Source organism: Pseudomonas sp. BJa5 (assembly GCF_030272875.2).
Taxonomy (GTDB): Bacteria; Pseudomonadota; Gammaproteobacteria; order Pseudomonadales; family Pseudomonadaceae; genus Aquipseudomonas.
Map to the genome: position 1 here is coordinate 1 of NZ_JALRNG020000027.1, position 22,761 is coordinate 22,761.

Genomic DNA, 22,761 nt, shown 5'->3' on the forward strand with positions numbered 1-22,761 from the left:
ATCGCAGGCTTCGCCAGCTCCCACGAGGGCCGGCGGTGTGCTTGCCACTGTGGGAAACTGAGTTAAGTGGTGCCTTCTTCGCAGGCTTCGCCAGCTCCCACAAGGGCCGGCGGTGTGCTTGCCACTGTGGAAAACTGAGTTGAGTGGTGCTTTCATCGCAGGCTTCGCCAGCTCCCACGAGGGCCGGCGGTGTGCTTGCCACTGTGGGAAACTGAGTTAAGTGGTGCCTTCATCGCAGGCTTCGCCAGCTCCCACAAAAGCAGGAGCAACCCTGGCCTCTGTGGGAGCTGGCGAAGCCTGCGATGGGCCGCAGCGCGGCCCCGGGTGATTCAGGCCGGCCGCGAATCCACCAGCACCGGGCACCTGACCTGATCGACGACCTTGCTGCTGATCGAAGGATCCAGCAGCCGTCCCAGCCGGTTGAGGTGGCGGTGCCCCATGATGATCAAGGCGCACTCGAGCCGCCGGGCCTCGGCCACGATCGCCGCCACCGGCTCACCTTGAACCAGCTTGCCTTCACAGGCGAAGCCCAGTGCCCGCAGGTCATGCAAGGTTTGCGCGACCGCCTGATCGGCATGGCGCTGTTCATCAGTGGCCGCCGGAAACTCCTGCTGCTCGTAAAGGCTGATCGGTTCGCTCAAGGCAAAGGCACTGTCGACGGCCAGCATCACTTGCAGGCGATGGCGGTCCGGCTGGCAGAACTGTTGCGCGAGTGCCACCAATCCCCGGGAAACGCTGGAACCATCGATGGCAATCAGGACCGGACTGAGCATGCAGGACTCCATAAGCGCAATGTCGAGCCGCCCATTGTTGGCCAAGCGCCGGTGCGGATAAATGGCCTGCCGCGCACTGTGTGATTGCGTCCGGCGCACGCTGCTGCCTGCAGTCGAGCTGCTAAGATCCCCTCATTCTTCACGCTTACTCATGGATGCCTGGCAATGCAGATCCCGGATATGAACCTGCTGGTCGCCCTCGACGCCCTGCTCGACGAGGGCAGCGTGGTGGGCGCGGCGCGCCGCATGAACCTCAGCCCGGCCGCCATGAGCCGGACCCTGGGGCGCATCCGCGAGGCCATCGGCGACCCGATCCTGGTCCGTGCCGGTCGTGGCCTGGTGCCCACGCCTCGGGCACTGGCCCTGCACGATCAGGTGCGAGCCCTGGTCGAGCAGGCCGGGCTGGTGTTCCGCAGCCGTGAAGAGGTCGACCTGAGCACCCTGGACCGCGCCTTCAACATCCGCACCAATGACCTGTTCATCGCCCTTTATGGCGCGCAACTGCTGCGCATGATGCATGAGCAGGCGCCACGCACGGTGTTGCGCTTCGTGCCGGAAAGCGTCGGCGACGACGATAGCGTGCTGCGCGACGGACGCACCGACCTGATCGTCAGTTCGACCATCGACCTGGGGCCCGAGATCAAGATGCAGAGCCTGTTCCACACCCTCTATGTGGGCCTGGCGCGTCAGGACCACCCGATTTTCGACGCCCAGATCACCCCCGAGCGCTTTGCCGCCTACCCGCAGATCAGCGTGTCGCGCCGTGGCCGGGCCAACGGGCCGATCGATGTCGAGCTGGCCCACTACAAGGTGCAGCGGCGAGTGGCGCTGATTACCCCGAGCTTCCACTCGGCGATGTTCTCCTTGCCCGACTCCGACCTGCTGCTGCCCATGCCGGCCAACATCCTCAGCAGCGTCAGCAAGCTGGGCCTGCCGCTGCGTTCGTTCGCCATTCCGCTGCCGATGGAGCGGGTGACGGTGATGCAGGCCTGGCACCCACGCTTCGACAACGACCCGGCCCACCGCTGGCTGCGCCAGACACTCAAGGCCTGCTGCAGCGAACCGGTCTGAGGATTGCGTTTGCTGCACTAGTAAGCTGTCAATATGTCGATTTTCGTTAACATTGCCCCTTCGTAAACTTCTTCGGGTTCCTTGCCAGCCCGGAGATGTTTGTCATGAGTTCGCTGACCGCGACGCCTTTACCTGTGGTGCCGACACCGGTCGCTGCGCCTGCGGCGCCGGCAGCCTTCGGCACGCGCATTGTGGTCGGCCTGCTTGGTGTGCTGCTGGCGGTGCTGTGCGCCGGTCTCAACGAGATGGTCACCAAGGCCTCGCTGGCCGATATCCGTGGCGGGATGTTCATCGGCGCCGATGAGGGTGCCTGGCTGATCGCGGTTTACGCGGCGGCGTCGGTGTCGGCCATGGCCTTTTCGCCATGGCTGGCGGCGACCTTTTCCCTGCGCCGCTTCACCCTCTGCGCCATCGCCGCCTTTGCCCTGCTGGGCCTGCTGCAACCCTATGCGCCCAACCTGTCCAGCCTGATGTTGCTGCGCACCTTGCAAGGCCTGGCGTCGGGCGCCTTGCCGCCGATGCTGATGAGCGTCGCGCTGCGTTTCCTGCCGCCGGGGATCAAGGTCTATGGCCTGGCCGGCTACGCCTTGACTGCCACGTTCGGGCCGAACCTGGGGACGCCGCTGGCGGGGCTGTGGACCGAATACGTCGGCTGGCAGTGGGCGTTCTGGCAGATCATCCTGCCGTCGTTGCTGGCCATGGCCTGTGTGGCCTGGGGCCTGCCCCAGGATCCGCTGCGCCTGGAGCGCTTCAAGCAGTTCGACTGGCGCGGCCTGGTGCTCGGATTGCCAGCCATCTGTTCGCTGGTGATCGGCCTGACCCTGGGGGATCGCCTGGGCTGGTTCAGCTCGCCGCTGATCTGCTGGCTGCTCGGCGGTGGCCTGCTGTTGCTGGTGCTGTTCCTGTTCAATGAATGGTCCGAGCCCTTGCCGTTCTTCAAGCTGCAGATGCTCAAGACCCGCAACCTGACCCACGCTCTGGTGACGCTGTTCGGCGTGCTGATCGTGCTCACCGCGGCGATCGTCATTCCTTCCAGCTACCTGGCGCAGGTTCAGGGCTATCGTCCGGTGCAGACCGGCCCCTTGATGCTGCTGGTGGCCCTGCCGCAGTTGCTGGCGCTGCCGCTGGTGGCCGCGCTGTGCAATATCCGCGCGGTGGACTGCCGTTGGGTGCTGGCGACGGGGCTGGGCATGCTGTCGTTGTCGTGCATCCTGGGCACCCAGCTCACCAGCGTGTGGATCCGCGACAACTTCTACCTGCTGCAACTGCTGCACATCTTTGGCCAGCCGATGTCGGTGATCCCCCTGCTGATGCTCGCCACCGGTGGCATGACCCCGCAGGACGGGCCGTTCGCCTCGGCCTGGTTCAACACCATCAAGGGCCTGGCCTCGGTGGTCGCCACCGGGCTGCTCGAAGCCCTGACCACAGTGCGCCGGCATTTTCATTCCAACGCGCTGGTCGACAGCCTGGGCAATTCACCCCTGGCCGACAGTAGCGCCCCAGGCCTTGCCAAACGTATCCACGAACAAGCGCTGGTGCTGACTTCGGCCGACCTCTACCTGTGCATGGCGCTGCTGGCCGCGGCGCTGATCCTGCTGATTCCTTTTGTACCTACACGGATCTACCCGCCGCGTGCGGTGGCTTAGGTTCGTGGCCTTGAGAGAACGACATGACGACTACAACAACACATCGAAAAACCGCCTTGATCGTCGCCGCCCTGGTGGTCGCCGGGCTGGCCGCGATCGCCGGCCCGATATTGCTCGGCAGCGATGCCGAGCAGAGCACCAACGACGCGTACGTGTCGGCCGACTACACCGTGATCGCCCCCAAGGTGGCGGGGTTCATCAAGCAGGTGCTGGTGGAGGACAACCAGCAGGTCAAGGCCGGGCAATTGCTGGCGGTGATCGACGACCGTGACTACCAGGCCGCCCTGGCGGCGGCCCAGGCACAACTGCTGGTGTCCACGGCCCAGCGCCACAACGCCCGCGCCACCCTGGAGCGCCAGGCCTCGCTGATTGCCCAGGCCCTGGCGGCGGTCAACGCTGACCAGGCTGAACTGGCCTTTGCCAACCATGAACTGACCCGCCACAGCCGCCTGGCCGAGCAGGGCGCCGGTACCGTGCAGAACGCCCAGCAGGCGCGCAGCCGGGTCGACCAGGCCCGCGCCCGGCTGGCCAATTCCGAAGCGGCGCTGGCCGCTGCGCGCAAGCAGGTGGACATTCTCACGGCCCAGGTCGACAGCGCCGAAGGTGGCCTCAAGCATGCACAGGCCAGCCTGGAACGGGCGCAACTGGACCTGTCCTATACCCGCATCGAGGCGCCGATCGACGGCATGGTCGGCGAGCGCGCCGTGCGGGTCGGTGCCTACGTCAACCCGGGTGCACGGCTGCTGTCGGTGGTGCCGCTGGAGCAGGCCTATGTGGTCGGCAACTTCCAGGAAACCCAGCTCACCCATGTACAGCCCGGGCAGCCGGTGCAGATCCGCGTCGACACCTTCGCCGACCAGTACCTGCACGGCCGGGTAGAGAGCATCGCCCCGGCCACTGGCGTGACCTTCGCGGCAGTCAAGCCGGATAACGCCACCGGCAACTTTACCAAGGTGGTCCAGCGCATTCCGGTGAAGATCGTCTTCGATGCCGACCAGCCCTTGCTCCAGCGCTTGCGGGTGGGCATGTCGGTGGTGGCGAAAATCGACACCGGCGCCACGCTCACCAGCGGCAATGAGGTCAGCGCCCGATGAAACCTGTGTTCGCCCTCAGTCCCTTGATGCTGAGCCTGCTGGCCGGCTGCACCCTGGGCCCGGACTTCCACCCGCCCGCCAGCCAGGCCCCGGCCACCTGGGCGCCCGTGCAGGAAACGCCCGCGCCCAGTCAGGCGGTGGCCGAGCCACTGGAGCAACGCTGGTGGGAGAGTTTTCATGACGCCAAACTCAGCGACCTGGTCGAGCGCGCCAGCCAGCGCAACCTCGACCTGCAGATCGCCACGGCACGACTGGCGCAAAGCCGGGCGTTGCGCACCAGCATCGCCGCGGAGCAAACCCCCGCGGTCGATCTGAATGCGGGCTACAGCCGTGCCCGCAACAGCGCCGAAGGCTTGAACGATCCTTCAGGCCACAGCGGCAAGTCGGCTTTCAACCTCTGGCAGGGCGACCTGGTCGCCAGCTGGGAGCTGGACCTCTGGGGCCGGGTGCGGCGTCAGGTCGAAGCCGCCGATGCCGTGGTCGAAGTCGCCGAGAACGACCGGCGTGGCGTGTTGCTGGCGTTGCTGGCGGAGACGGCCGGCGATTACATCCAGCTGCGTGCAGTGCAGGGCACCCTGGCCGTGACCCGGGAAAACCTCGATGTCTCGCGGCACAGCCTGCGCCTGTCGCAGATGCGTTTGCGCGATGGCGTCGCCACCGCCCTTGACGTGGCCCAGGCCAGTGCCCAGGTGGCGTCGATCGAGGCGCGCCTGCCGATCCTGGAGGAACGCCAGGCACAGTTGATCAATGCCTTGAGCCTGTTGCTCGCCGAGCCGCCGCGCAGTTTGCAGGCCGAACTGCTGGCACCGGGCGCCATGCCGGCGCCAGAGCAGCGCTTTGCCATTGGCGTGCCGTCGGAACTGGCCCAGCGTCGCCCGGATATCCGCCAGGCCGAGGCGCAACTGCATGCGGCCACGGCCAGTATCGGTGTGGCCAAGGCCGACTTCTATCCGAGTATTCGCTTGTCGGGCAATGTCGGTTTCCAGTCCCTGCAACTGTCCGACTTCGGCGGCTGGGACTCGCGGCGCTTCGGCATCGGTCCCCAGTTGAGCCTGCCGATCTTCGAAGGCGGGCGCCTGCGTGGCGTGCTCCAGTTGCGCGAGGCCCAGCAGCAGGAAGCGGCCTTGCACTACCAACAGGTGGTGCTGGGCGCCTGGCACGAAATCGATGATGTGCTGCGCCTGTACAACGCCAGCCAGCTGCGTCGCGACCTGCTGGCCGAAGCGGTGCGGCAGAACCGCATTGCCTTGCAGACGGCGCAGCAGCAGTACGTGGAGGGGGCGGTGGATTTTCTCAACGTGCTCAGCGTGCAGGGCGCCTTGCTGGCCAGCGAGGAGCAATGGGTCGAAAGTTCGGCGGCGGTGTCCCAGGCGCTGGTCGGCCTGTACAAGTCGCTGGGCGGCGGCTGGCAGTCGTTCGAACCGACGGCGCAGCTCGCGGCACAGGGTTGATCAGAGTACGCCGTCGAGGCCGAAGCGCTTTTTCAGTACCCGCTGCAGCAAGCCCTGGGGCAACCAGGCTTGCAGCAATGGCAGGGCACGGCTGCCATTACCCAGGCGCAGCAACGCCGGAGGCTGCGGTTGCTGCGCTGCCTTGAGCAGGCCTTGAGCAAACTCGCTGGCCGGGGTCGGCTTGTCCTGGGAGGCGCGGGCGCGGGCGCGGATGCTTTCGCGCACCGGCCACCACGGCGAGTTTTCCTCGATCACCTGTTCCGCTTCGCGTCCGGCATTGCTGGCGAATTGCGAGGCGATGGCCCCTGGCTGCACCTCCATCACCCGCACACCGAAGGGCGCCAGCTCCAGGCGCAGGGCATCGCTCAGGGCGTGCACCGCCGCCTTGGAGGCGCAATAGGCGCCGGCAAAGGGGGTGACCAGCACGCCGGACACGCTGCCGATATTCACCACCAGCCCCTTGTTGCGGCGCAATGCCGGGAACAGCGCGCGGGTGACGCCGACCAGGGCGAAGACATTGGTCTCGAACTGTCGGCGCATGGCCTCGACGCCGCCATCGAGCAACGGCCCCATGGCGCCATAGCCGGCATTGTTGATGAGTATGTCGAGGCCGCCATGGGCGCTTTGGATTTCTTCACTCAAGCGTTGCAGGGCATCGGCATCGTTGACGTCCAGTTCACGACTCTTGAAGCCGGCTGCCTGCAACTGCGCCACATCGCCGGCTTTGCGGGCGGTGGCCCAGACCTCGAAGCCGGCATTTTTGAAGCTGTCGGCCAGGGCACGACCGATACCGCTGGAACAACCCGTGATGAGGACAATGGGCATGAGCGAACCTGAGCGCAGAAGAGGGGGAAGGCTCGATCATACGTGCACTCCCAGCAGCTTATCGAGTGCCTTGTTGATATGCCTCCAGTCGCTGCCCATCACCACGCTGCGGTTACCGTTGCGATCGATGAACACTTGCGCCGGGAAGCCGACAATACCCAGTTGCTTGCACAGCAGGCGTTGCCCTTCGGCGGCCAGGGCATAGAAGTCCACTTCGGGGGTGAGTCGGGCTACCTGCTCGACTTGCGGGTGCAGCTGCTCACAGGGCGGACAGTGCCTGGCATACAGCAAGATCACTGACGGTCGAACGCGAGCAGTGCACCCCAAAAGCTGGTTGACCCTGTCGCTGTCGCAGGGTCCGATCTCCACGAGCTGTCCCATATGCTTGTTCCAGGCGGCATTGAACTGGCCTGATTGAACGTCATTTTCGCGCAGGGGGTAACTGACAAAAATACTAGTTGGCGAAGCTGCCTTGCAGCTGTTCGGCGCGGAACTCCAGGGACTGCGGGCGATACCCGGAACGCAGCGGCGGCAAAGGCAGGCAGTCGCTCCAGTCGGCGCCAGGTTGCAGCTCGGGGCCGCGGTAGCGGGGGGCGCTGTAGGTGTTTTCGCTGAGGTTGACGCTGTCACCCGGTGCGTAGGCCGCCACGCGCCAGCGTACGTTGAGCAGCGGTACGTCGTTGCCATTCTTCATCTGCACCCGCAGCGGGCGGTCGGCGGGACAGTGTTCGGGGGCGTAGCTCAGGCGCAGGTCCAGGCGTGCCAACTGCTTGGTTTCGCGGTTGTCCTGCCAGACCACCCAGAGTGCAACCAGCCCCAGGCCGAACACCGCAGCCAGGGAGATGGGCAGGGCCTTGGCCGGGTAGCGCAGCAGCAGGACCAGCCAGGTGAGGATAAGCAGGGCGCCGATCAGCATGGATGAAGCCTTGAGTGCCTGTGAGCTTTTATCCTAACTGGAAATCGGGTGGGCCTCAAAAAAGCATCGCGGGGCAAGCCCGCTCCCACAGGTCTTGTGTCAACCTTGTGGGAGCGGGCTTGCCCCGCGATGGGGTTTTACTGAGCGATGGTCTTGATCGAAATCCCGCGCTCGATCGGTGTCGAGCGTCCGTAGATGTCTTCGAAGCGCTCGATGTCGTCCTCACCCAGGTAGCTGCCCGACTGCACCTCGATGATCTCCAGCGGGATCTTGCCCGGGTTGCGCAGGCGGTGCACCGAGGCGATCGGGATGTAGGTGGACTGGTTTTCGGTGAGCAGGAACACGTTCTCGTCGCAGGTCACTTCGGCGGTGCCGGACACCACGATCCAGTGTTCGGCACGGTGGTGGTGCATCTGCAGCGACAGGCTGGCGCCGGGCTTGACGGTGATGTGCTTGACCTGGAAGCGCCCGCCCATGTCCACCGAGTCGTAGGAGCCCCACGGCCGGTACACTTCGCAGTGGTTCTGGGTCTCGCTGCGGCCTTGCTCGTTGAGAGTGTTGACCAGTTGCTTGACGCCCTGGACCTTGTCCTTGTGGGCAATCATCATCGCGTCCTTGGTCTCGACCACCACGATGTTCTCAAGGCCGATCACCGACACCAGCTTGCCGTTGCCATGGATCATGCAGTTGCGGCTGTCCTGTACCACCACGTCGCCCTTGGTGACGTTGCCGTTGTCGTCCTTCTCGTGCACGTCCCACAGCGACGACCAGCAGCCCACATCGCTCCAGCCGGCACTCAGCGGCACCACGCAGGCGCGCTGGGTCTTTTCCATCACCGCGTAGTCGATGGAGTTGTCCGGGCAGCAGGCGAAGGTGGCTTCGTCGATGCTCAGGTTGTCGCCGTCCTCGACGCTGCGCTCCAGGGTCAGCAGGCAGGTGTCGTAGATATCCGGGTCATGCTTTTTCAGTTCTTCGAGGAAGCGGCTGGCGCGGAACAGGAACATGCCGCTGTTCCAGAAGTAGTTGCCGCTGCGGACGAACTCGGCGGCGCGCTGTTCATCCGGCTTTTCGACGAACTGCGCCACCCGGCTGACGCCCTCGGGCAGCAGGGCATCCTGGCTCGACTTGATGTAGCCGTAGCCGGTTTCCGGTTTGGTCGCCGGCACCCCGAACAGCACCATTTCGCCGCGCTCGGCCGCCACCGTGGCCAGGGCCAGGGCTCGCTGCAGGGCTTTCTGGTCGTCGATCACGTGATCGGCGGGCAGTACCAGCATCAGCTCGTCACGACCTTCGTTGACCAGCTTCATCGCGGCCAGCGCCACCGCCGGGGCGGTGTTGCGCCCGAAGGGTTCCATGAGGATGCCCTGGGTTTGCAGTTTCAGGGTGCTCAACTGCTCGCTGACGATGAACTTGTGGTCCTTGTTGCAGACCACGACGGGGCTGTCCATGCCTTCGAACACCAGGCGCGAGAGGGTCTGCTGGAACAGCGTGTGCTCACCGGTCAGGGCCAGGAACTGCTTGGGGAATTGCTTGCGCGACAGGGGCCACAGACGCGAACCGCTACCACCGGACAGGATGACTGGAATCATGAGAGTTCTCCGAAGATTGAAAGAGGCAGGTGATTAACGGGTCGATACCGGGCGCTTGACCCAGACCGGCGACAGGTTGCTGCCGGAACCGGTGACGTAGAGCACCGCGGCTTCGCCGCGCTCCAGGGCCACGGGCTTGAGGTCGCTGATTTTCTTGTCGCCCTCATACAGCGCCAGGCTGACCTTGACCGGGTTGATCTCGCGCTCGCCGCGAGCCTTGGCGGCTACCGCCTTGACCACTTCGGTCTTGCCGTCGGCGGTCTTCAGGGTCAGGGCCTGGTCGCTGAGGTTCTGCACCCGTACCAGGGATTTCTGCTTGTTCTTGAATGGCGGTTCCTCGACCAGTTGCGGCGTGCCCGAGGCGTGGTTGACCAGGGTGTAGTAGTGATCGGAGGCGAGCTTGACCGGCACGCTCTGGCTGCCGACCTGGGCGCTGTAGTCGCCCTGGGGCATGAAGCTGAAGTCGCTGCTGGCCTGGGCGGCCACCTCGTTGATCTTGGTGTTGCCGACGCTGGCGCTGACCGCCTGGTTGCCGGCGTTAAAGATGCGCACGAAGGTCGAGCCCTTCGGCGCGCTCGGGCCGTAGAGCGCGGCGTCGGCGCCGGCGAAGGCCTGCAGCGAGAGCAGACTCAGACCTGCGGCCAGGGCGCAGGCTTTGGCGATGCGGTGCTTGGTGGTGTGCAAGGTCATGGGTATTTCCTCTTCAGTGTGGCGTCCGGATGGACGACTGGGCCAGGTCTTGGTTGGCAGTTCGGGTTTTTTTCAGTTGGGCGATCCACTGCGGATCGAAGTCGCCCAGGTCGTTCTTCATTGGCAGATAGCGTTCCGGGAACTCCCAGATCAGCACCTGTGGGGCGCTGCTCTTGAAGGCATCGCTCTGCAGGTACTTGAGCATCGGCAGCAGCGGGCCATGGCCGTCTTCGGCGTAATTGACCACGTCGCTGCGCAGGGCCTGCTGCAGGGCGCCGAGGAAGTTCCAGTTGGCGTTGGCGCTGTAGCTGGTGCCGACCAGCGCCACCGGGATCTGGTTGTCGGCGAACAGGGCGTCGCCGTCTTGTGCTGCGCTTTCGGCCGGGCGGGTGCTGCGCTGTTGCAGGGTGTCCGGCGGTGGCAGCAGGTTGCTGAACAGTGGATCGAGCGGCAGGAAGTTGGTCAGGTCGCCCTTGTACGGGGCGCTCTGGCGTTGTTCGGTGACGAACGGCTGCGGCTCGCCGTTGAGCAGGTTCTGCCGGCTGACAGCTTCGGCCAGCTGCTGGGCGACTACTTCGGCGCCCATCGGCGTCCAGTGCGTATCGGTGCGCAGGAACAGCTGGCCGTGGGCCTTGGCGCTTTGCAGCGGCGCCAGCAGGTCCGGGGCGAACACCCCGGCCTGGCGTGCCTGAGCGTGGAACTCGTTGTACAGGTCGCTGTGCAGGGTGGACGGGGTCTGCTCACCCAGGTACTCGCTGTACAGGCGCGCCTTGGCCGGGACGATGGCCAGCACCAGTTGCACGCCGCGCTGCTGCAGGGTGTCGTGTACGCCACGGATCAGCGCCAGGTTCTCCTGTTCGAACTGGTCGCTGCCGGCGATCGGCTTGAACTCTTCGTCACTGAACAGCCAGTGCTCGCGGCCCAGCACCACGCCGGGACGGCCTTCGTTGAACAGGGTGAAGTCCAGCGCCGCCCACAGGTTGGTGCCGATGCGCTTGAGCGGGAACTGCTCGTCGTAGTGGGTCTCGGCGGCCTTGGCCAGCTTGCCGTCGAGCACGCTCATCTGCGCCGTGCGCTGGAAGCCGCTCAAGGCACCCAGCGACCACAGGCCCAGGCCCAGCAACAGGGCGAGGAACAACAGGGAATAGAGTTTGCGTAATGATCGGGTCATGGTCGGCTCGCTCAGAACTGGAAGTAGAGGAACGGCGAGTAGCTTTGCGCCGAGAGCTTGAGGATCGAGGCGACGAACAGCAGCAACACCAGTGCGCGAGTCAGGTACAGGCCCCAGTCCAGGCTCAGGCTGCCGTCGGCCTGCACGGCCACCGGGCTGGCCTTGGGCGCGGGCCTGGCGTTGCGGTAGAAGTCGCGCAGGCCGAAGAAGGCCAGGGTCGCGTAGGCCACCAGCAGGGTGGCGACCTGCAGGCTGGTGAGGTTGGCGCGGTTGAGTTCCGACAGCTGCCAGTCAGCGAAGCTGAACATGGCGCCGTACATGCGAGCGGCCACTTCCATGTTCTCGGCGCGGAAGATCACCCAGCCGACCACCACCAGCAGGAAGGTGAAGGCCCACTTGATCGGGTTGAAGCGCTGCGGGTTGGTGTCGATGCCAAGGGCCCGCTCGATGGCCAGCCACATGCCGTGCCAGGCGCCCCAGATGATGTAGGTGACGTTGGCGCCGTGCCACAGGCCGCCCAGCAGCATGGTCAGGAACAGGTTGCGGTAGGTGGCAACGGTGCCGCCGCGGTTGCCGCCCAGGGTGATGTACAGGTAGTCGCGCAGCCAGGTCGACAGGCTGATGTGCCAGCGCCGCCAGAATTCGGTGATCGACTGGCTGATGTAGGGCTGCTTGAAGTTCTCCATGAAACGGAAACCCATCATCAGGCCCAGGCCGATGGCCATGTCGCTGTAGCCGGAGAAGTCGAAGTACAGCTGCGCGGTGTAGGCCAGGGCGCCAAGCCAGGCGTCGCCGGTGGAGGGGTTGTGCAGGGCGAAGCAGTGATCGGCGACCACCGCCAGGGTGTCGGCGATGAACACCTTCTTGATGAAGCCCTGCATGAACCGCGTGCAGCCCTCGGAGAACTTGTCCAGGGTGTGGGTGCGGTGGTTGAACTGGTCGGCCAGGTCCTTGAAGCGCAGCACGGGGCCGGCGATCAGGTGCGGGAAGATTGCCACGAAGGCGGCGAAGTCGATCAAGTTGCGCGTGGCCGGGGTGTCGCCGCGGTACACGTCGATGATGTAGCTGATCGACTCGAAGATGTAGAACGAGATACCGATCGGCAGCAGCACATGGGTCAGGATGAACGGCTCAAGACCGAAGGAGGTCATGATCGCGTTGATGCTCTCCACGCCGAAGTTGGCGTACTTGAAGTAGCCGAGGATGCACAGGTCCACCGCAACGCCGAGCAGCAGCCAGCGCTGGGCCGGTTTGGTGCGCACGCCGGCGGCGCCGACCTTCAGGCCGATCCAGTAGTTCCACAGGGTCACCCCGGCGAACAGGGCGAGGAAGTCCACCCGCCACCAGGCGTAGAAAATGTAGCTGGCCAGCAGCAACAGTGCGTTGCGATAGCGTTGCCCGCTCAGGTAGTACAAGCCGAGAAAGATCGGCAGGAACAGGAACAGGAACACGTTGGACGAGAACACCATCCCGATCTCTCCTTGTCGTTATCAGTCGGGGCAGCAGCCCCCCAAACCCCCCGTGAAAAATCAGCGGGGAGCGTTCAATAGCATCGCGGGGCAAGCCTGCTCCCACAGGGTTCGCCGCGCTCCTGTGGGAGCGGGCTTGACCGGCGATTGGTCCTACCTCATTTCTTCTGTTCAGCCTGCGGGTCATAGACCCGGGTCAGGTCGCCGCCCAGGCGGAAATTCCGGAACGGCTGCATGGCGTGCTTCTTTTCCAGCACAGCGGCGCTGCAGCGGTAGAGGCTGCACCAGGGTTCGAGCCAGGCGTATTTGCTATCGACCTTCAGGTCGTGCATGTCCTGCTTCTCGCCGTTCTTCGTCTTGAAGGGGCTCGGATCCTTCGCCCCGGCCAGCACCCGATCGCCCAGGCGCTGGAGTGCGCCGTTGTTCTCGGGACGCACATCGACGCCGTTGGCCTGGGCGAAGCTGGCGATCATCACCAGCGGCGGCAGGGCATAGTTGTGGTAGGCCAGGGCACGCTGCTTGCGCTTGAGCTCGTTGGGCAAGAAGCCCTGGGCGTCGACCTGGTTGGCGGCCACCCGGTATTCCTTGATCGACCAGTCGAACAGGTCGCGGCGGTCGGTGACCACGGCCGTGGCCATGACCGACCAGGCCGCCCAGTAGGAGTGGTTGTTGATTTTCGCCAGCGGCAGGCCGCTCCAGTCCTTGACCACCTGGTCGGCCAGGCGCGCGAACCACTTCTCGATCAGTTCGGCCTCCTGCTGGTGTGCGGCCAGGGGCTGGGACCTGGAGAACTTCAGGTGCAGCCAGGACGAACTCAAGCTGCCCAGGGCCCATTTGCGCATGGACTTGCCGGTGTGGTTGTAGTCGGTGGACATCAGCGCATCGGCACGGGCCCAGGTGCCCAGCCACTCTAGGGTGCAGTCCAGCTGCTGCGGGCGGCCGTCGCGCATGTACTGCATCACCTGCTGGCTGACGCCGCGCTCGAGCGTGGTAATGCTCGCGGTGGAGTCGCGGAAGGCCTTTTCCGAGGCCTTGTTCAGGGTCGCGCGGGCGCCGTCCGAACCTTCGTATTTGCTGCGAAACAGCAACTTGCCGGTATAGGGCTTGGGGACGGCCTCGCATTTGTAGCCGCCACCGGTCTTGAGTTTCTCGATCCCGGCGTAGTAGCCCTGGGGCGGAACCAGCCCGGCGGCCTGGGCGAGCGGGCCGAACAGGGCCAGGGCGAGCACCGATACGCAGAAACGGTGGGAGCGCCCCTTGTGGGAGCGGGCTTGCCCCGCGATGCTGTGTTCGCTTGAATCGCGGGGCAAGCCCGCTCCCACAGAAGTGGGGATTGTGCTGAATCTGTTCATAAGTGACTCACTTGCGTTTGCAGAGCGTGGCCTCGACCTTCTGGCTGCCGCTTTGCGGCCCCTGGAGTTCCACGGCGAGCAGGGTCTGGCTGGCCCAGTCCTCGTCCTCGCGCAGCTGGAAGGCGAAGCGCCCGTCGGTGTCGGAGGTCTCCGGCTTCTCGATCTTCACGTCCTCGTGGCGACCGTTCAGGTACCACAGGGTGGCTTGCAATACCTTGACCGAGGTGTCCTCGAAGCGGATGTCCAGCTGGTGGCGGCCATTGACCAGGTCCTTGATCACGCCGCCCTTGCCGTTGACCATCAGCTCGTTCTTGCCGGGCTTGAGGGCGGTGCTGGCCTTCATCAGCGCAGGCTTGCCTTCACAGCCGTTGTCGATCAGGGCGAGCATCTGCCGCCAGATGGTTTCCTGGTCCAGGCGATACAGCGGCGAGAACTCCCAGATGAGAATCTTCGGCGGCTTGTTCTGGAATTCGTCGCTGCCCAGGTACTGGATCATCGAGCCCTCCAGGCCGCCGCCGGGGAAGGCGACGTTGAGCACGTCGGCACCGATGTACTGTTCGAGGAAACCGGAGAAGTTGTAGTTCTTGCCACTGTGGCTGGTGCCGACCAGGGTGATCTGCGGGTTGCCGGAATCGCCGAACAGGTCGTCGCCGCCACTTTCGCCCTTGGGCTCGGTGACGAACTGGTCCATGTACTGCACCGCGTAGCTGGTGCCGCACAGTTGCCCGGCGACGTTGTGCAGGGTGCCGGTCTTGCCCATGCGCCCGGACTTGTGGCTCTCGAACTCACGCCGGGGGATGCCTGCGAACGCCGGCATCTTGTGCACGGTGTCGGCGACGATCTTCGCCGCCCGCTCGGCGCCGTACGGCGTCCAGTGCTGGTCGCCACGGAAGTAGAAGTCCTTGCCCTGGTCGGCGGCCGCCAGTTGCTCGTTGGTCAGCGGCGAGAGATCGGGCACGTGGTAGCCCATCTTGCTGAAACGCCCGAGCATGGCCTGGTAGTTGCCCAGGGCCTTGGCGTAGTTGAAGGCCGCCTTGTCGGCCGGATTGAGCATGTTGCGGTTCACCAGGCCACGGGTCGGCTGGTAGACGATCACCAGCTCCACGCCCCTGGCCTTGAAGGCATCGTGCAACTGCTGCAGGCGGCGATAGCCGGCCGGGGTGGTGTCGAACTCGGTGCGCAGGTCCTCGCGGGTGCGGAACAGCCAGTCGCCCCGGGCCTGTATCAGGGTGGTGAAGTTCTGTTGGTAGCGGGTGGTGTAGCGGCTGGCGTCATGGGCCTCGGGGCACAGCTGGCAGCAGGGCTCGGCGGTAAAGCTCGGCGCCTGTACGTCAGCGGCGCGGGCCGCGTCGGCGGTCGCCAGCAGGGCGGCGCCGAGGCCAAGCAGTTTGATCAGGTGTGGGGTCATGTGGGCTTCCTCAATCCGCCATTTCGGTCTGGCGTTCGACCGGGTCGATCAGTACGGCTTTCTGCTGGCGCACCATCAGGTCGAGGATCTCGTCCTGACGCTCACCCAGCACGCCGGAGAAGCTGATGCCATTGGCCTTGCTCGGCGCCAGCAGCGAGACCCGGTACAACTCGACGCTCAGGGGCGAGTCGATCGACAGCGGGCCGCTGCCATTGGCCGCCAGTTCGCCGCCGACCACGATCAGCGAGACCTTGGTGTCGAACGGGTCCAGGGCGATGTCGCGGTCGGTGTCGGACAGGTCCTTGATGTGCCCGTAGACGCCCACCAGGCCGTTGGCCATGGCGACGTTTTCGTACAGGCGGATGTTCACGCTGTTGCGCACGCGAATGCCGTGGCGGCGGTTATTGATCAGCTTGTTACCCCAGATCAGGTTGTCGCCGCTTTCGTACAGGGTGATGCCGTCGGTGTGGTTGCGATAAATCTCGTTGTAGGCAATCAGGTTGTTGACGCTGTTACGGTCGATCACCACGCCCGAGAGCTTGTTGTCATAGCTCTTGTTGTTGATGATCCAGCTGTCGTTGACCTCGCGGGAGACGATGATCCCGTGCTTTTTCTTGGTCCCGTACACGGTGTTGCCGGCGATGATCAGCCGGTGCGAACGGTCGTGGGGGTCGATGCCGTAGACGATGTTGTCGCGGTAGGTGCTGTCCTTGACCACGAAGTCGCTGGTCTCGTAGCAGTAGAAGCCGTACCACATGTCGCTGAACTCGGAGCCGATGATCCAGCCGGTGGGTTCCGGGCGGCCCATCTGTTTGGCCATGTTCGGCGTGTATTGGGAAATGCTCACGCCATAGGACTTGGACTTGGCATAGCCGAAGCTGGCCATCTTGCTGTTGACGATGTAGGTCTCGGTGCCGCCCCAGGACAGCAGGAACGGGCGGAACTCCTTGGGCGAGCGGAAGGTGGCCGGACCGTTGTCCTTCTCGCGCCAGCCGGTCACCTTGCTGTCGGTGACGAACAGCTTGCCGTCGTTGACGATGAACGAACCGCCCTCCTGGGACAGGCGCAGTTCCTTGACCTTGGCGTCGATCTCCAGCACGCCCTTTTGCCCGACCACGATCGGCAGGCGCGCCAGGTACACGCCTGGCGCGGTTTCGCTCAGGTACTGCTTGGGCACGCGCTTGCTCAGCTCGGTGAAGTCGACATGACCGTCATCGATGAAGATCGCCTGGGGGATGCCGTGCTGGCGTGCCACCCATTCGGCCATCTTGTTGTCGCCGCCGATGAATTCCTTGAGGGCGTTTTCCTGCAGCATGCGTCGCACCGAAACCTTGCCCTTGCGGCTGCGCTCGATCTTTTTCTGCACGGCCTGGGCGGTGTAGCCCGACAGGTCCGGCAGGGTCGGCGCCGGGATCTGCAGCGGCTCGATCGGCGCGCTGCTGACCGTGTAGGTCTTGGCTTGCTGCAGCCCCTTGGCGAGCGGAGCCGAGGCCTGGCTGTTGGCCAGGGCGATGCTGCTGGCCAGCAGCAGGGTGCCGGCCAGCAGGCGTTGCAGGGCGTTGGATTGAAGGCTCATATCAGTGCACTCCAGGCATCAGAAGTGCCAGACCACGTCGACGAAAGCGCGGTGCATGTACGAGTCCGCTTCCTTGCCGTAGGCGTCACCCGGCTTGAACACGCCAGCACGCAAGCGCACCAGTGCCGACGGCTCGTCGATCGACTGGCTCAAGGAGGCTGGCAACAGGCCCTGCTTGAAGTACTTGGTGACCACGACGTCCATTTCCTGGCCCAGGTCTTTCTCGCCCTGGATCAGCGGACGGTTGATGCCGTTGTCGTCGACCACCGCGTTGATGCCGCTGCTGCCGATGTTCTGGTCGCCATCGACGCGCCAGAACTTGTGGTAGATCAGGCTGGCGTCGTAGTCGTCGCGCAGCTGCCAGGAGGTGAACAGGGTGGCGGCCTGCAGGTTGCCCAACTCGCCGCGGAAGGCTTCGCCGAAGCGATGCACGCGCGAGCGGGTGCCGGTGAAGTTGGAGCGGTTGCTCTCAAGACCGGTCTGCTCGTAGTTGCCCGAACCGTCGCTGCCACCGCCGCCGCTGCCACGGGCATAGGCGGCGCCGACCTGCCAGTTGGGGTCCAGGCGCAGGCGGATACCCAAGTCCGTGGCCCAGGCGTTGACGTCGCCGCTCTGCTGGCCGCTGGCGACCTGTTCGCCGTTCACGGTGGTGGTGTTGAGGCTGTCGCGATCACCAGTCAGCCAGGTCACACTGCCCCAGTAATTGACGCGGTTCTGGTTGCGCCAGTTGTAGGCATCGCTGTTGGCCTCAAGGCCCAGCCAGGTGAGATCGCCGGTGCGGGTCTTGTCCAGGGCGTCGACGGTTTCGCCCGGGTTTTTCAGGTTGCCGTCGTCATGCGTGTGGTGGGCGCGCAGGCCAACCCAGTGACCGGGGGTCCACTGGGTGGCGACATCGCCGTAGACGTGCAGGCGGTCCTTGTCTTCGGGGGCCAGTTCGGTGAGGTCGGTGCGGTACTCGCTGAAGCGCTCGGCCACGCCCAGGTTGGCGCGCAGCAGGGTGGTGTCGAAGGTCCAGTTCAGCGCTTCGATATTGGTGTCGCGCCACATGCCGTCTTCATTGCGCAGGCGCTGGCGACCGAAGCGCAGTTGCTCGCCCGGGTAGGCGGTCAGGCCGCTGTAGCCGATCCAGAATTCACGCATGGCCAGGTAGCTCTTGTCGGCTTCGCGGCCATCGGCGCTACCGTTGTCGGATTCGGCCTCGTCACCCGACTGGCGCAGGGTGTCGGTCTCGATGATGTCGGTGGCAGCCACCGCCTGGCCCATGGCAAAGGCGCTCCAGTTGCCGCGTTCACCGTAGACCCAGGGGCGCAGGTCCAGACCCACGCCGTTGACGTCACCGCCGGAGCGGGTGCCCAGGTCGCGGTCGTCTTCGGACTGGGCGGTAATCTTCACGTCCAGGCCGAAGTTCTTCTCGGCGGTCATGGCTGCCAGGGTCGGGCACGACCAGAGCAGGGCGAAGCCCAGGCCCAGGCCGGCTTTCATCCACGGATTGAGTGTCATAGGGAGTCCTCGCCTTGTTCGGGTTGTTGCACGGCTTGCAGGGCCAGGGCGCCGGGGCCGGGCCCCATGGCGCCACGGGCCTGGCGCTCCTGTAGCAGCAGGCGCAGGCCCTGGGCTTTCTGCGCCGGGGTGAGTTGTTGGTCGAGCTGCTCGGCCAGCGCCCGCGACTGATCGCTGGGGTTGGCTTGTGCCAGTTGGATGAAGACCCAGGCGTTGACCAGGTCCTGGCGGATGCCGTGGCCTTCGCTGAACAACTGGGCCAGGGCGTAGTCGGCGCTGAGCTGGCCACCGCGGGCGGCATTGAGCAGGTGGTCGACGGCTTTTTGCGGGTCGACACTGCCCAGGTAGCCACGGCGGTAGAGCTGACCGAGGTAGTAATGGGCGCTGATTTCGCCGGCGTTGGCGGCGTTCTGCAGGTGCGTCTGGGCCTTCTGGGCATCGGCGGGCACGCTCTTGCCTTCGAAGTAGAGGCGACCGAGCAGCAGCTCGGCGCGCGGTTGCTCGGCGGCGCGGCCTTTGTCGATGTAGCCCATCAACTGGTCACTGTCGCCCAGTTCCGGGAAGTCGTAGAGCAGTTGCGCCAGGCTGACCCAGGACCCCGGGTTGACCGGCGCGACCTGTTCGAGCAGGGCCTGGGCGGTTTTTTCATCGGTCTGGCCGAGGCTGCGATCGGCCAGGACGCGGGCGACGCTGTCGACCCGGGAGGCCGGGATCGCGCCGCGTTGGTAGGCGCTTTTTACCTGCTCGATCAACGCGGCCTGTTGTTCGGCTTGCGCGCGTTTTTGGTACACGGTGGCCAGTTCGACATAGCAGATATCGGTGCGGGTCAATGCGGCCTTGCAGATCCGCTCGACCTCATCCAGATGCTGGTCGTAGCTGCCCTGGGTGCGGTACAGCAACACCTGGGCCAGGCCCGCCTCGGGGTAGCCGGCGGCGCGCCACTGGTCGATCTGCTGCTGGGCGCTGGTGCGGGGGAAGCTCTGCGGGTATTGCAGGTAGAGCATGGCCAGCGGGATCAGGGTGTTGCCCTCGCCATTGGCGAAGGCCTTTTTCAACAGGGTTTCGGCCTCCTGGCGCTCGGCCTCGGTGGCCTGAGGCTTGGCTGCCAGCAAGCGGCCGAGACGAGCCTGGGCGCGGGGCGAAATATCGGCGGCAGCGCGGTAGGCCGCCTCGGCTTGCTTGAGCTTGGCCGGGTCGCGGGTTTCCACCTGGATATCGGCCAGCCCAACCTGGGCTTCGCTGTAACCGAGGTCGGCCAGTTGCCGGTAATTCTGTTCGGCCAGGGCCGTGTCACCGCGCTTGAGCGCTTCGTTGGCCAGGCGCTGGTCGGGCAGGCCGGCGCAACCGGCCAGGCTGATAGCCAGCATCAGACCAAGGACAGTGTGGGAGCGGGCTTGCCCCGCGATGAAGTCCGTGCAGTGCTTATGGCTATCGCGGGGCAAGCCCGCTCCCACAGGGGGGGTATTGAGCATATTCACAGGCAACCCCTTATCAAAGCCCACGGGCCACGGCTTTGTCGATCAGCCAGTCCAGCGACGGGCCACGATTGCTGTCCACTGCCACCGGGCGTCCGGCCAGCTCGCTGGGCAGGGCGTCGTCCGGCTTGATCTGCACGCGGATGTCCGACGACAGGTCGGCGCTGTTCAGGCTGGTGCTGCTGATGATCTGGCCGCTGCGGCGCTCGTCGTCGCCGGCCACGGTGAAGTGCACCCGGGTGCCGGGCTGGACGTCGTCGAACTGGCGGTAGCTGAAGCGTGCTTCAACCGTTGCGGTAGTGGTGCGTGGAATCAGCTGGAAGATCACCTGGCCCTTGCTCGCGTACTGGCCGTCGTCCACCAGCTGGCGGGCGACGACGCAATCGCAGGGGCTGGTGAGGGTGCCGCTCAACTGCTTGCCGAACAGTTCCTCGACCTTGGCCGGCTCAAGTTGCTGGTCGTCCAGGTGGCCCTTGAGCATGTCCAGCATGCTGGTGCTGAAGGAGGCCAGCGGTGCGCCCTTGAGCACATTGCCACCGTTCTCCACCAGGCTCTGCAGCGTGCCGTCGCGCGGCATGGTGACGTTGGTGGTCGGTACGCTGACCACGCCGGCCTGGGCATGACTGACGAAGTACAGGCCGTACACCGATTTGGCGATGAAGCCGAACGCCGCCACCCCGACCACGAACACGCCGAGGCTGAAGGTCACCGCGCGCAGGCGGCCCAGGGCGCTCATGCCGTCGTTGCTGTCCTTGTGCTTGCGCGCCTTGGTGAAGTTGTCGCGTTGCAGGGTGCTCAGCACATCGCCAATGGTGATCAGCTCGCCGGACAGGTGCGAGGTGATGATGTGCCGCAAGGTGGCGATGTCGCGTGGTTCGAGGTTCTGGAACTGCACGCCGGTGCGGCCGCTGGAGGTGTCGAAGGAGCGCACCTGGAACTCGATGTCCATGGCCAGCCCCAGCTTGTCGACGGTGAACTGCAGGCGACCGCGCAGCACTTCGCCGACTTTCAGCGGGTGCTTGGCATGGAAGCTCAGGCCCCCGGCAGACAGGTCGTCGACCTTCACTTCCAGGGTTTCGCGGCTGGCCCCCAGGTACCGCAACTTGGCCGGGATGCGCACCCGGGCGTGCTGGCGCTGGGCTTCGGACTCATGCACGACATTGACGTTCACGGCGGTATTCATGGCGATTTGTTCCTGTTTAATCCAATCGGTTTCCGGCTCACACGACCATGAACAGCACAGCAATGAAGATGCTGGCCGCCGAGAAGGTCATGGTCCGGGAGGACCAGGTGTTGAACCATTGTTGAAAGCTGGCGAGGTCGCGTTTGAGGGCAGTGGGCTGGCGGGTCCAGGACTGCTTGTCGAGGCGGAAGAACACGTAGATCTTCATGATCGCGCCGACGATCTGGTTGTAATAAAGAATCAGCGGGTAGGCCGGGCCGATGGTGTGGCCCGAGCACAGCAGCATGATGGTCAGGATCAGCCGGGTGATGCCGATCCACAGCAGGTACACCAGCAGGAACGCCGGGCCGAACTTGAGGCTGGCGATCACCGCGACGGTCAGGCCCAGCAGGCTGGTCCACATCGACACGCGCTGGTCGAACAGCACCACGCTGGTGAACAGGCCCAGGCGGCGGATACCCAGGCCCAGGGCCCGGGAGTTCTGCCGCAGGTTGTTGCCATACCAGCGGTACATCAGCTTGCGGCTGGCCTTGATGAAGCTTTTTTCCGGCGGGTGCTCGACCGTGTTGATCGCCGCATCCGGCACGTAGAAGGTGTCGTAGCCCAGGCGCATGAGGCTGAACCAGCTGGACTTGTCGTCACCGGTGAGGAACTTGAAGCGGCCCAGGCGCCAGTGTTGCAGCGAGTCGTTCTCGACGTCGGCGATGAACTCGGGGTTGGTCACCACCGCGGCGCGGAACACCGACATGCGCCCGGTCATGGTCAGCACGCGCTTGGACAGGGCCATGGAGCACATGTTGATGTGGCGTTGGGCGAAGCGCAGCTTGTGCCACTCGCTCATGATGTAGCCGCCGCGCACTTCGCAGAATTCGTTGGTGGTCAGGCCGCCGACATTGGCGAACAGCTTGAACCAGGGCACGGTCTTGCGCACCACGCCTTCGCCGAGCACGGTGTCGCCGTCGATCACCGCCACCACGGCGTTCTCGTCCGGCAGGTGGCGGGAGATGGCGCGAAAGCCATAGGCCAGGCCGTCACGCTTGCCGGTGCCGGCAATGCGCACGAAGTCGAGGGTGACGCGGTCTGGCGGATTGAATTTTTCCCAGAGGCTTTTCACCAGCAGTTCGTCGGACATTTCCACCAGCGAGCAGACCACAGTGGTCGGGTAGCCGCAGGCGATCGCCTCGCGGATCACCGAGCTGTAGACCTGGGCGGTGGTCAGGGCATCGATGCGAAAACTGGTGACCATCAGGTACACATGCGACGGGTCCGCGGCGCTGCCCAGCTTGCGCACCTTGCGCCGCAGCAGCGGGTAGACCACGTAGAGGAACAGCATGCCGCGCACGAAGTGCGTGGCACCCATGGAATAGCGCCAGATGCCGACGGCGCCGACGAGGAAGATGAAGTCCTTCGAGTCGGGGTCGAAAATCGAGTTGGGCAAGGCCAGGGCGATCGACATGAGCAGGCTCACGTAGAACAGCCATCCGGCGACCTGTAGCAGGCCGTGCTTGAGCCTTTGCATGTTCTGCATCCGTATCCAGTAGGGGGGAGGTGGTGCGCGGAGCCCGAAGGCCC

19 protein-coding genes are annotated in these 22,761 nt (G+C 64.9%); 4 read left to right on the top strand and 15 right to left on the bottom strand.

From position 1 onward, the window contains the following. Positions 1-329: 329 nt before the first annotated feature. Entirely contained in the window at positions 330-773 is a 444-nt protein-coding gene (locus M2D63_RS16095; RefSeq protein ID WP_285863938.1) for a universal stress protein, read from the bottom strand. 165 nt (positions 774-938) lie between these two features. Here M2D63_RS16095 and M2D63_RS16100 point away from each other — a divergent pair, with 165 nt between their 5' ends. The 4 genes from M2D63_RS16100 (at position 939) to M2D63_RS16115 (ending at position 6,035) form a co-directional block, all read left to right on the top strand. Continuing rightward, a complete protein-coding gene (locus M2D63_RS16100) occupies positions 939-1,844 on the top strand; it encodes a LysR family transcriptional regulator (protein ID WP_285863939.1) in 906 nt (301 codons plus the stop codon). 104 nt (positions 1,845-1,948) lie between these two features. Continuing rightward, positions 1,949-3,490 (top strand): MFS transporter, encoded by a 1,542-nt coding sequence (locus tag M2D63_RS16105; RefSeq protein ID WP_285863940.1) that lies wholly within the window; start codon positions 1,949-1,951, stop codon positions 3,488-3,490. A 23-nt stretch (positions 3,491-3,513) separates the two neighbouring features. Beyond that, positions 3,514-4,584 carry an HlyD family secretion protein gene (locus M2D63_RS16110; protein ID WP_285863941.1) on the top strand — a complete coding sequence of 357 codons (1,071 nt, stop codon included), beginning with the start codon at positions 3,514-3,516 and terminating at the stop codon, positions 4,582-4,584. After that, on the top strand, positions 4,581-6,035 hold the full coding sequence (locus M2D63_RS16115) for an efflux transporter outer membrane subunit (RefSeq protein WP_285863942.1): 1,455 nt from the start codon (positions 4,581-4,583) through the stop codon (positions 6,033-6,035). Before M2D63_RS16110 ends, M2D63_RS16115 begins: the two co-directional genes overlap by 4 nt. Here M2D63_RS16115 and M2D63_RS16120 read toward each other — a convergent pair whose 3' ends face one another. From M2D63_RS16120 to alg8, 14 genes are all read right to left on the bottom strand, one after another. Further along, the gene (locus tag M2D63_RS16120; RefSeq protein ID WP_285863943.1) at positions 6,036-6,860 is read right to left on the bottom strand and encodes an SDR family oxidoreductase; all 825 of its coding nucleotides are present in this window, start codon (positions 6,858-6,860) and stop codon (positions 6,036-6,038) included. A 36-nt stretch (positions 6,861-6,896) separates the two neighbouring features. Next, positions 6,897-7,157, bottom strand: a complete 261-nt coding sequence (locus M2D63_RS16125; RefSeq protein ID WP_285863944.1) for a thioredoxin family protein — start codon at positions 7,155-7,157, stop codon at positions 6,897-6,899. Between the two features lie 157 nt (positions 7,158-7,314). Next, the gene (locus tag M2D63_RS16130) at positions 7,315-7,776 is read right to left on the bottom strand and encodes a multidrug transporter (protein WP_285863945.1); all 462 of its coding nucleotides are present in this window, start codon (positions 7,774-7,776) and stop codon (positions 7,315-7,317) included. A gap of 137 nt (positions 7,777-7,913) precedes the next feature. Beyond that, complete coding sequence (locus tag M2D63_RS16135; RefSeq protein WP_285863946.1) at positions 7,914-9,365, bottom strand: mannose-1-phosphate guanylyltransferase/mannose-6-phosphate isomerase; 1,452 nt, start codon at positions 9,363-9,365, stop codon at positions 7,914-7,916. A gap of 33 nt (positions 9,366-9,398) precedes the next feature. After that, the gene (locus M2D63_RS16140) at positions 9,399-10,055 is read right to left on the bottom strand and encodes an alginate O-acetyltransferase AlgF (protein ID WP_285863947.1); all 657 of its coding nucleotides are present in this window, start codon (positions 10,053-10,055) and stop codon (positions 9,399-9,401) included. A 13-nt stretch (positions 10,056-10,068) separates the two neighbouring features. After that, positions 10,069-11,226, bottom strand: a complete 1,158-nt coding sequence (locus M2D63_RS16145) for an alginate O-acetyltransferase (protein WP_285863948.1) — start codon at positions 11,224-11,226, stop codon at positions 10,069-10,071. Between the two features lie 11 nt (positions 11,227-11,237). Continuing rightward, positions 11,238-12,695, bottom strand: coding sequence for an MBOAT family protein (locus M2D63_RS16150; protein ID WP_285863949.1), 1,458 nt, complete (start codon positions 12,693-12,695; stop codon positions 11,238-11,240). 158 nt (positions 12,696-12,853) lie between these two features. Next, positions 12,854-14,047: a mannuronate-specific alginate lyase gene (locus tag M2D63_RS16155; protein WP_405310305.1), complete on the bottom strand. Its 1,194-nt coding sequence runs from the start codon at positions 14,045-14,047 to the stop codon at positions 12,854-12,856. Positions 14,048-14,054: 7 nt separating this feature from the next. Beyond that, entirely contained in the window at positions 14,055-15,455 is a 1,401-nt protein-coding gene (locus tag M2D63_RS16160; protein ID WP_285863950.1) for an alginate O-acetyltransferase, read from the bottom strand. Between the two features lie 10 nt (positions 15,456-15,465). Next, on the bottom strand, positions 15,466-17,031 hold the full coding sequence (algG, locus tag M2D63_RS16165; protein ID WP_285863951.1) for a mannuronan 5-epimerase AlgG: 1,566 nt from the start codon (positions 17,029-17,031) through the stop codon (positions 15,466-15,468). Between the two features lie 18 nt (positions 17,032-17,049). Beyond that, complete coding sequence (locus tag M2D63_RS16170) at positions 17,050-18,531, bottom strand: alginate export family protein (RefSeq protein WP_285863952.1); 1,482 nt, start codon at positions 18,529-18,531, stop codon at positions 17,050-17,052. After that, positions 18,528-19,898, bottom strand: coding sequence for an alginate biosynthesis TPR repeat lipoprotein AlgK (algK, locus tag M2D63_RS16175; RefSeq protein ID WP_405310308.1), 1,371 nt, complete (start codon positions 19,896-19,898; stop codon positions 18,528-18,530). Before algK ends, M2D63_RS16170 begins: the two co-directional genes overlap by 4 nt. A gap of 124 nt (positions 19,899-20,022) precedes the next feature. After that, positions 20,023-21,189 (bottom strand): alginate biosynthesis protein Alg44, encoded by a 1,167-nt coding sequence (locus tag M2D63_RS16180; protein ID WP_285863954.1) that lies wholly within the window; start codon positions 21,187-21,189, stop codon positions 20,023-20,025. A 37-nt stretch (positions 21,190-21,226) separates the two neighbouring features. Further along, entirely contained in the window at positions 21,227-22,717 is a 1,491-nt protein-coding gene (gene alg8 / locus M2D63_RS16185; protein ID WP_285863955.1) for a mannuronan synthase, read from the bottom strand. Between the last annotated feature and the right edge of the window lie 44 nt (positions 22,718-22,761).

Bases quoted from the DNA above. Each gene is read 5' to 3' on its own strand.
- M2D63_RS16105 (WP_285863940.1), top strand. From the start codon at position 1,949: ATGAGTTCGCTGACCGCGACGCCTTTACCTGTGGTGCCGACACCGGTC.
- M2D63_RS16130 (WP_285863945.1), bottom strand. From the start codon at position 7,776: ATGCTGATCGGCGCCCTGCTTATCCTCACCTGGCTGGTCCTGCTGCTG.
- M2D63_RS16155 (WP_405310305.1), bottom strand. From the start codon at position 14,047: ATGAACAGATTCAGCACAATCCCCACTTCTGTGGGAGCGGGCTTGCCC.
- M2D63_RS16100 (WP_285863939.1), top strand. From the start codon at position 939: ATGCAGATCCCGGATATGAACCTGCTGGTCGCCCTCGACGCCCTGCTC.
- M2D63_RS16140 (WP_285863947.1), bottom strand. From the start codon at position 10,055: ATGACCTTGCACACCACCAAGCACCGCATCGCCAAAGCCTGCGCCCTG.
- M2D63_RS16120 (WP_285863943.1), bottom strand. From the start codon at position 6,860: ATGCCCATTGTCCTCATCACGGGTTGTTCCAGCGGTATCGGTCGTGCC.
- alg8 (WP_285863955.1), bottom strand. From the start codon at position 22,717: ATGCAGAACATGCAAAGGCTCAAGCACGGCCTGCTACAGGTCGCCGGA.
- M2D63_RS16135 (WP_285863946.1), bottom strand. From the start codon at position 9,365: ATGATTCCAGTCATCCTGTCCGGTGGTAGCGGTTCGCGTCTGTGGCCC.
- M2D63_RS16110 (WP_285863941.1), top strand. From the start codon at position 3,514: ATGACGACTACAACAACACATCGAAAAACCGCCTTGATCGTCGCCGCC.
- M2D63_RS16160 (WP_285863950.1), bottom strand. From the start codon at position 15,455: ATGACCCCACACCTGATCAAACTGCTTGGCCTCGGCGCCGCCCTGCTG.
- M2D63_RS16150 (WP_285863949.1), bottom strand. From the start codon at position 12,695: ATGGTGTTCTCGTCCAACGTGTTCCTGTTCCTGTTCCTGCCGATCTTT.
- algK (WP_405310308.1), bottom strand. From the start codon at position 19,898: ATGCTGGCTATCAGCCTGGCCGGTTGCGCCGGCCTGCCCGACCAGCGC.
- M2D63_RS16095 (WP_285863938.1), bottom strand. From the start codon at position 773: ATGCTCAGTCCGGTCCTGATTGCCATCGATGGTTCCAGCGTTTCCCGG.
- M2D63_RS16180 (WP_285863954.1), bottom strand. From the start codon at position 21,189: ATGAATACCGCCGTGAACGTCAATGTCGTGCATGAGTCCGAAGCCCAG.
- M2D63_RS16115 (WP_285863942.1), top strand. From the start codon at position 4,581: ATGAAACCTGTGTTCGCCCTCAGTCCCTTGATGCTGAGCCTGCTGGCC.
- M2D63_RS16145 (WP_285863948.1), bottom strand. From the start codon at position 11,226: ATGACCCGATCATTACGCAAACTCTATTCCCTGTTGTTCCTCGCCCTG.
- M2D63_RS16170 (WP_285863952.1), bottom strand. From the start codon at position 18,531: ATGACACTCAATCCGTGGATGAAAGCCGGCCTGGGCCTGGGCTTCGCC.
- algG (WP_285863951.1), bottom strand. From the start codon at position 17,031: ATGAGCCTTCAATCCAACGCCCTGCAACGCCTGCTGGCCGGCACCCTG.